The organism is Arthrobacter sp. 10T413_2 (assembly GCF_056394205.1).
The window spans coordinates 1-8,351 of the sequence record NZ_JBFTHK010000181.1; the positions used below are offsets into that span (position 1 = coordinate 1).

The 8,351-nt window shown below is 68.8% G+C and carries 7 protein-coding genes; 4 read left to right on the forward strand and 3 right to left on the reverse strand.

Annotated elements, in window-relative coordinates:
* Positions 1 to 3: 3 nt before the first annotated feature.
* Together AC1DBQ_RS19545 and AC1DBQ_RS19550 are read right to left on the reverse strand one after the other, a co-directional pair.
* The gene (locus tag AC1DBQ_RS19545) at positions 4 to 228 is read right to left on the reverse strand and encodes a DUF3107 domain-containing protein (protein WP_091249068.1); all 225 of its coding nucleotides are present in this window, start codon (positions 226 to 228) and stop codon (positions 4 to 6) included.
* A 60-nt stretch (positions 229 to 288) separates the two neighbouring features.
* Complete coding sequence (locus AC1DBQ_RS19550; RefSeq protein WP_476930087.1) at positions 289 to 1,008, reverse strand: TetR/AcrR family transcriptional regulator; 720 nt, start codon at positions 1,006 to 1,008, stop codon at positions 289 to 291.
* A gap of 81 nt (positions 1,009 to 1,089) precedes the next feature.
* Here AC1DBQ_RS19550 and moeB point away from each other — a divergent pair, with 81 nt between their 5' ends.
* Both moeB and AC1DBQ_RS19560 read left to right on the forward strand, forming a co-directional pair.
* Positions 1,090 to 2,313, forward strand: a complete 1,224-nt coding sequence (gene moeB, locus AC1DBQ_RS19555) for a molybdopterin-synthase adenylyltransferase MoeB (RefSeq protein ID WP_476930088.1) — start codon at positions 1,090 to 1,092, stop codon at positions 2,311 to 2,313.
* Between the two features lie 99 nt (positions 2,314 to 2,412).
* Complete coding sequence (locus AC1DBQ_RS19560) at positions 2,413 to 3,444, forward strand: SDR family NAD(P)-dependent oxidoreductase (protein ID WP_476930089.1); 1,032 nt, start codon at positions 2,413 to 2,415, stop codon at positions 3,442 to 3,444.
* 32 nt (positions 3,445 to 3,476) lie between these two features.
* Here AC1DBQ_RS19560 and AC1DBQ_RS19565 read toward each other — a convergent pair whose 3' ends face one another.
* Positions 3,477 to 4,850 carry a glutamyl-tRNA reductase gene (locus tag AC1DBQ_RS19565; protein ID WP_476930090.1) on the reverse strand — a complete coding sequence of 458 codons (1,374 nt, stop codon included), beginning with the start codon at positions 4,848 to 4,850 and terminating at the stop codon, positions 3,477 to 3,479.
* Positions 4,851 to 5,167: 317 nt separating this feature from the next.
* On the opposite strand from AC1DBQ_RS19565, the gene hemE reads away from it, so the two are divergent.
* Positions 5,168 to 6,205: a uroporphyrinogen decarboxylase gene (gene hemE / locus AC1DBQ_RS19570; RefSeq protein ID WP_476930092.1), complete on the forward strand. Its 1,038-nt coding sequence runs from the start codon at positions 5,168 to 5,170 to the stop codon at positions 6,203 to 6,205.
* Positions 6,206 to 6,209: 4 nt separating this feature from the next.
* Positions 6,210 to 7,751: a protoporphyrinogen oxidase gene (gene hemG / locus AC1DBQ_RS19575; RefSeq protein WP_476930091.1), complete on the forward strand. Its 1,542-nt coding sequence runs from the start codon at positions 6,210 to 6,212 to the stop codon at positions 7,749 to 7,751.
* Positions 7,752 to 8,351: the final 600 nt, after the last annotated feature.

The window sequence follows — 8,351 nt, forward strand, 5'->3', positions numbered from 1 at the left end:
GTGCTAGAGGGCGCCGAAACCGACGCGGCGGGCCTCTTCTGCGCCGATTTCCACGTAGCCCAGCACATTGGCGGGGACAATGACGAGGCGGCCCTTGTCGTCCGTCAGCCGCAGCTCGCTGCCCTTGGCGATCGCGTCGCCCACCACCTTGGCGACGGCGTCGGCGTCTTGGGCCGATTCGAGCACAATTTCGCGGCCAATATTCTGAATACCAATCTTTACTTCCACAGGGGGCCTCCCAGCCAGTCAAAGTCGAATAAATGTCTAAGGTCAATCTCTAGTTGTAGTCTAGGACTCTTTGGGGAAGCGGGAGATTCCGCGCCAAGCTAAACGGTAGATGAGGTCGCTGGCCACATCGAGGTCCAGGTCCCCGTCGGTTTCCAGCCAGTACCGGGCACTCACATGGGCCATTCCGGCCAGTCCGCGGCCCARGAGCTGGGCCTCGAGTTCCGGCAGCTTGGTGTCCTCCGCGATCACGCGCGCGACGGCGTCGGCAAAAGTTTTGTTGAACGTTTCCAACCGTGCGCTGACGTCGGGATCGTTGATCAGGTCCGATTCGAAGACGAGCCGGTGGGCCTGGTCGTCGTTGGCGATGAATCGGAAGTAGGCGCGCATGACCGCCTGGACGCGCTCGTCGTTGTCGCTGGTGGAATTCAGGGCGCCCAGCAGGAGATCAATCAGCTTGCTGAGATGGCTGTCCAGGAGGGCCAGATAGAGGTCCCGCTTGGACGGGAAGTGCTGGTACAGGACAGGCTTGCTGACATGGGCGGTCTCGGCGATCTCATCCATGGCGGCACCGTGGTAGCCGTTCGCCACGAAGACTTCCTGCGCAGCCGCCAAAAGCTGCGCCCGGCGTTCGTCGCGGGGGAGGCGTGCCGAGCGCTGTCCGCTGCGCGTCTGCCCGGCCGGCGGCTTGCCGGTCTCGTCCCGCTCCACCGGTGCCTGATGAACCACTGTCGGCCTTCTTTCCCTCTTCACCCAATAACGCGCAAGTACACTCAGCGGCATTGCACTGAACTACATTGCACTGAACTACACTTTACGCGCGGGTAATATGACCTGGTGGTATCTTCGGGCATAGATTGAAGTATGGCTTCCAAGTTCACCGCCACCGGCGCCCCCGCAACCCTCCAGACGCAGCAGGATGCGCGGCCCGGGCCGCTGGTTGACCCGGCAATCGATCTCAGCCCGGACGAGGTKGAACGCTACTCGCGGCACCTCATCATTCCGGAAATCGGCGCAATCGGGCAKCGCCGGCTCAAGAACGCGAAAGTCCTGGTGATTGGAGCCGGCGGCCTCGGTTCTCCGGCCCTCCTCTACCTCGCCGCCGCCGGGGTCGGCACCCTCGGTATTGTCGATGACGACGACGTCGACCTCAGCAACCTCCAGCGGCAGATCATCCACGGCGTCGCGGACGTGGGCCGGCCCAAGATCGAGTCGGCCCGTGATGCCATTGCGGCCCTGAACCCGCTCGTGAACGTCCGGCTCCATAACGTCCGCCTCGACGCATCCAACGCCCTGGACCTCTTCGCCGACTACGACCTCATCCTCGACGGCGCGGACAACTTCGCCACCCGCTACCTCGTCAACGATGCCGCCGCCATTCTCGGCAAACCCTACGTCTGGGGGTCGATCTTCCGCTTCGACGGCCAGGTCAGCGTCTTTTGGGAACAATACGGGCCCACCTACCGGGACCTCTACCCGGAGGCGCCGCCGGCCGGCTCCGTGCCGTCCTGCGGGGAAGGCGGCGTATTCGGCATGCTGTGCGCCGCCGTCGGATCGCTCATGGTGACCGAGGCCGTCAAGCTGATCACCGGCGTCGGGCGGTCCCTGCTGGGCCGGCTGGCGCTCTATGACGCGCTGGGCGGCACCTGGCGCGAGATCAAGGTGGCCCGGGACCCCGAAGCCGAGCGCATCACGGAACTCACCGATTACGAGGCGTTCTGCGGGATCACCCCCACGGCGGATGCGGGCACCGAACACACCGTGACGGCGACCCAGCTCGCCACGATGCTGGCCTCGCGCAACGCCGGCCTCAAGGACTTCCACCTGGTGGACGTGCGGGAGAGCGGGGAGTACGAGATCGTCCGCATCGACGGCTCGGTGCTGATCCCGCAGGGCCGCATCCTGGCCGGCGAAGCGTGGCAGGACCTGCCCCAGGACGCGGAAATCGTCTTCCACTGCAAGGCCGGAACACGTTCCGCGGCCGTCCTCGCCGCGGCCCGCGCGGCCGGGTACGAGCGCGTCAGCCACCTCGAAGGCGGCATCCTCGCCTGGGTGCGGGACGTGGAACCCGGGAAGYCGGTGTACTGAGGCTTTCCGGCCCTCAGGTGTCGCGGCCTTCGGGCCGTCCATCCACGGCACCTGAACAGCACTGCCCGTCGAACTGTACCTCCAGCGAAAGGCTTGGTCATGAGCGAGGAAAACACCCTGACACCCCAGCAGAAGATTGGCTCCGGCTTCGGCCGGGATTCGACGGCGGCCGAGGTCGTTGCCGGCATCGACCTGGCCGGGAAGACCGCGATGGTCACGGGCGGCTACTCCGGTCTCGGCCTGGAGACCGTGCGGGCCCTGGCGTCGGCCGGCGCCACTGTTATGGTGCCGGCCCGACGGCCGGAGCACGCCCGCGACGTCCTCGCTGCGGCCGGACTGACGCCGGGAACCCGCGGAGGCGATGTCAGCGTGGCCGAGCTGGACCTTGCGGACCAGGCCAGCGTGAAGAAGTTCGCCGCCGGCTTCCTGGCCGGCGCGGAACCCGGCACMCGGCGCAGCCTGGACATCCTCATCAACAACGCGGCCATCATGGCAAGTCCGGAGCACCGGGTGGGCCCCGGCTGGGAGTCCCAGTTCGCCACAAACCACTTGGGCCACTACGCCCTCACCAACCTGCTGTGGCCCGCGCTCACCGCGGCGGCGGGAGCGCGCGTGGTCTCGCTGTCCTCCACCGGGCACAAGCTCTCGGGGATCMGTTTCGATGACATCAACTTCGACGCCGGCTACGACAAATGGCGGGCGTACGGCCAGGCCAAGACGGCCAACGCGCTCTTCGCCGTCCAGCTCGACGCCCTGGGCCGGGACTTTGGCGTGCGGGCCTTCGCCGTGCATCCCGGCGGGATCATGACGGAGCTGCAGCGGCACCTGCCGCGCGAGGAAATGATCGCCGCGGGCTGGATGGATGAGAACGGCAACGTCGACGCCCGGTTCAAGACCCCRGCGCAAGGTGCGGCCACCTCGGTCTGGGCCGCAACGTCACCGGCCCTTGAGGGCATGGGCGGCGTCTACTGCGAGGACTGCGACATTGCCGAAACCACGGTGCCGGGATCGCCGGAGGCGAGGATCAGGGGCGTGGATGCCCATGCCGTGGACCGGGAGGCTGCCGCACAGCTGTGGCAGGTGTCGGCCGACATGACCGGAATTAACGCTTTTCCCGGGTGGGCCGGGTAGGCAAGGTGAGCCGCGGATAGGGCCGCAGGCAGTTACGCGGTTTCGCGGATGTCGCCGGCGGCGCGGCCGTGCTCCGCGTGGCTGTGCTCCACAGGGCAGTCGGCCTCGGAATCTGCAGGACCCCGGACCGTCGCAGCGGTCGTCGCGGGGGAAGGGTCCACCGTAATGCCGTACAGCGCCTCAAGACCGGCAACGTAGGCGTCCTGCTGTCCCTTGGCGGCGAGTTCGCGGGCCCGGACGGTGGGGACATGCAGCAATTGCTTCACCATGCGGCGCAGGGCGAATTCGACTTCCTCGGCGGCCGCGGTGCAGCCGTGCCGGGCGCGGACCTTTTCCATTTCCGCATCCAGGACGTTCATCGTGTGGCGGCGCAACGCGACGATCGCCGAGTCCACGGAACGCGCCTCGCGCTCCTGCTCAAAGGCGCTGGCCGCACCGGACACAATGCTGCTGGCCTGCGCGAGCGACTCGGCCTGTTCCTGAGGCGCGGCGAGCCGGACGGATTCCAGCGTGAGGAGTTCGACGCCGTCGAGCTCGCCGACCGCGGGGTCGAAGTCGTGCGTCAGGGCGAGGTCGATCGCGATGAGCGGCTGGGCCGAGCCCGACCGGATCCGGGCGAGGTCGTCCGCTTCGACCCGGCTGTCCGAGCCGCTGCAGCCGATCATGACATCGGCAGCGGCGACGGCGGCCGGAAGGGTGTCCTCATCCAGGGCAGTGCCGCCCCGGGTAGCGACGAAACCGGGCGCACGGCCGGAGGAGGAGTAGACCGAGACATCGGTGCAGCCGCGTTCGCGCAACAGTGACATGGTGGCCCCTGCGTAGGCGCCGGTCCCGAAGACGACGGCCTTCTTGGCGGACCAGTCCGGGCTTTCCGACAAGTCGGTGGCAAGATCCAGTGCTACGGAGACGATGGAGAGGCCGCGGGAACCAAGCGCMGTCTGGGCGCCGACGTCCTTGGCGGTCTTGGACGCCGCCTGGAAGAGTCGCACCAGGCCGGAGCTGGCCGTGCCTTCATGCTGGGCCGTGATCAAGGCGCGGCGGACCTGGCCGGCGATTTCGCGTTCGCCCACCACGGCGGAGTCCAGTCCGGAGCTCACCGCGAAGAGATGCTGGCTGACTTCGGCACCCGTGCGGGTGCTGAAGGCGCGGGAGACCAGCTGGTCGTTGAGTCCGCTGGCTCCGCTGATCTGGGTGATGAGGGCAGCCCGGGCCGCGTCGACGGCGTCCGGATGCCGGGCTTCCCCGTAGATTTCGAAGCGGTTGCAGGTGGCAAGGACAACGGCACCCGCCACGGCCGGCGATCCGGCGAGGGCGGATGTGGCAAGCCCGGAAGCGCCGGTGCTCAACTGAGCAACGGTTTCGAGGTCGATGTCGGCGTGTGTAGCCACCAATGAGAAAAGAACCACAGCACGACCATCATAGCTTTTTCGCGCCTGTGTAGAACAACTATCCCGGCGTGGGGTCCGGCACCCAGGGCTGTGATCCCCGCCACGGCGCGGCACCCGCGGCCAGTGTGACAGCCCGCGTGACAGGCTGTCGTTATCTTTTAGGCGCAAATTTGGGCACAATCGAAGTCATGACTCCAAGCGCTGCGGCACATGCCGGCACGACAAAATTCAGTACGTCCGAGAACGGCTCATCCGCCGATGCGGCAGTAAACGGCGCCGTCGCAGTTGGAGGCGCAGTGACCGGCGCCGGTGGCCTCGACGCCGGACACCCGCTGATGGACGGCCGCACCGCGGACTCACCGCTGATCACCGCCTACCGCGGCGGCAAGCCTTCCCGCCGTCCCGTCTGGTTCATGCGTCAGGCGGGCCGCTCGCTGCCCGAGTACCTCAAGGTCCGCGAGGGCGTCGCCATGCTGGACTCGTGCCTGCGCCCGGAACTGGCTTCGGAGATCACCCTGCAGCCGGTCCGCCGTCACGACGTCGATGCCGCCATCTTTTTCTCCGACATCGTCATTCCGCTCAAGCTGGCCGGCGTCGGCGTGGACATCGTGCCCGGCGTCGGTCCTGTCCTGGACGTGCCGGTGCGCACGGCGGCGGACGTCGCTGCCCTGCCGCAGCTGACATGGGAGGCCCTGGAACCCATTCGTGAGGCCGTCCGGCTGACCGTGGCCGAGCTCGGCAGCACTCCGCTGATCGGCTTCGCCGGCGCACCCTTCACGCTCGCCGCGTACATGGTGGAAGGCAAGCCTTCCCGCGACCACCTCGGCCCGCGCACCATGATGCACGCCGACCCGGAAACCTGGACGGCATTGGCCAACTGGGCCGCCGACGCCTCCGGCATGTTCCTTCGGGCGCAGTTGGAAGCCGGAGCCTCCGCCGCGCAACTCTTCGACTCCTGGGCCGGTTCGTTGGGGTTGGCCGACTACCAGCGCTACGTTGCCCCGGCGTCGTCCCGGGCCCTGGACCATGTCCGGGACCTCGGCGCACCGCTCATCCACTTCGGCACCGGCACCTCGGAACTGCTCGTCGCCATGCGAGACGTYGGCGTCGACGTCGTAGGGGTCGACTACCGGCTGCCGCTGGACGAGGCCAACCGCCGCCTCGGCGGGACCGTTCCGCTGCAGGGCAACATCGATCYCGCACTCCTCTCCGCGCCCTGGGAGATCCTGGAAGCGCACGTCCGCGAGGTGATCGAGGCCGGTTCCGCCGCGCCCGGCCACGTGTTGAATCTTGGCCACGGCGTGCCTCCGGAGACGGATCCCGAGGTGCTGACGCGCGTCGTCGAACTCATCCACTCCATTTCACCGGAGTAGGGGCATGGACGCAGGCGCCGCCGTAACGTCCGCGGCGGGTACCGCCGCAGAGGGCACCTCTCCTGACGGGACCGCCGTCGTGGTCGGGGGAGGGATCTCCGGCCTGCTTGCGGCCAGGGAATTCGCCCGGGCCGGCCTCCGCACCACAGTCCTGGAAGCCAGCCACGCCTGGGGTGGCTGCGTCGGCAGCCACGCTGTGGCGGGGCTGACCCTGGACAGCGGGGCGGAGTCCTTCGCTACCCGCACGGCCGCGGTGGCCGATCTCGCCGCCGAGCTTGGGATTGCCGGCGACATCGTCGCGCCGAACCCCGGCGGGGCCTGGGTGCAACTGCCCGACGGCCCGCGGGAACTGCCCAAGACCGGGGTGCTGGGCATCCCGGCCAGCCCATGGGATCCCGAAGTCCKCCGGTCCCTGGGCTTGCTGGGCTCCCTCCGGGCCTCCATGGACGCTGTGCTGCCGGCCTCGCTTGGCACCGCCGACGAGGCCACCAGTGTGTCAGCGCTGGTCCGCGCGCGAATGGGCAGGCGCGTGCTGGAGAGGCTCGTTGCGCCGGTGGTCGGCGGCGTCCACTCGGCCGATCCCTCCGTGCTCGACGTCGACATGGTGKCCCCCGGGCTGCGGGCCGGCATCCGCCGGCACGGTTCCCTCGCTGCCGCCGTCGCGGCCCAACGCAGGGGAGGAGCCAGCTCGAGCACCGGAGCGGCCGCACCGGGGACGGGCAGCTCCGCCGGGCTCCAGAAAGCCGGTTCCGCCGTCGCTGGCCTGCGAGGCGGGATGCACACCCTGGTGACCGCCCTGCTGGCCGACCTGCGCCGGCGCGGCGTCACCCTGCTCAGCGCCACCCCGGCCCGGTCCGTTCAGCGCACAGCCGGCGGCTGGCGGGTCACCACGGACCAGGACACGTACGACGCCGGGTTGCTCGTGGTTGCGGTCGAAGGACCCGCCGCCGCCGGGCTGCTTGAAGAATCCCTGCCGGAGCTTGCRGGCCTCCGCCCCGACGCCGGACCCGATGTCAGCCTGGTCACCCTCGTGGTGGATCTCCCGGCGCTCGACTCGGCGCCGCGCGGTACGGGCGTGCTCGTCGCCCCGCAGAGCCCCGGGATACAGGCCAAAGCACTGACGCACGGCACCGCCAAATGGGCCTGGCTAGCGGACCGGACCRGACCGGGCAGGCACGTGCTCCGGCTCTCCTACGGACGGGGTGCTGACCCCGTCGCGACGCCGGAAGCCCGCGGCCCGGGAGCGGCTGAGCCGCGCTCGGAACCGACGCGCTCGGACGAGGAACTGTTCCGCGCAGCCCTGGCCGACGCCTCGGCCCTGCTGTCGGTCCCGGTCACCGCCGGGGACGTGGTKGGCTGGGACGTGGTCCGCTGGGCCGGTGCGTTGCCGTTTGCGTCCCTCGGCCACAAACAGCGTGTCGCCGCCGTCCGGAGCGTCTGCGCCGCGGACGGCACCCTCGCCGTCGTGGGKGGATGGCTGTCCGGCAACGGGCTGGCCGCGATCGTGGCCGACACCCCCCAGCAGGTTCGCACCCTCCTGGCCTAAAAGGGTGCCGCCCCKACCGCTGCTTCCACACGCCGATGCGCCAAACGCCGCTGTCGAACCKTCGCCTACAACCACTTCGGGGACCCATTCCGGAGTCCCTGACGCCCCCTCAGCCACACGAATCACAGCGGCCCCAAATGCACCCTGAACCCCTCAAACCTCCGGGGTTACTGCCCGGTATTCCGCGGATTTCCGCCGGTTTTTCCTCCCGGACGATTCCGGCTAGGCTCGATGACCATGGTTATTTTCAGGTCCAACGTGTCAACAACGACGACCCGGCGCCATAGGAGCCTTCGACGCGGCGCAGCAGCAGCCGCGTTCGGGGMGGTACTGGCTGTTTCCGCGGGAGTTCCTGCCTCGAATGCTGCCACCGGTTTATCCCCAGCGGCGTCCACCCCGCCGTCGGCCCAGGTTTCCTTGACCCTCGGCCTGGGTGACGTGCTGGACAGCCTGCTCGGCTCCTCCCAGACGCGGAGCCCGTCGCCCACACCGAGCCMCTCGCCGTMCTCCGGCTCGGACGACGAGGCCGAGMCGACGCAACCGCCGTCCCGCAGCAGCCCGGAACCCACGATCCCCGAGTCAGGCAGTCCGGAGCCCAGC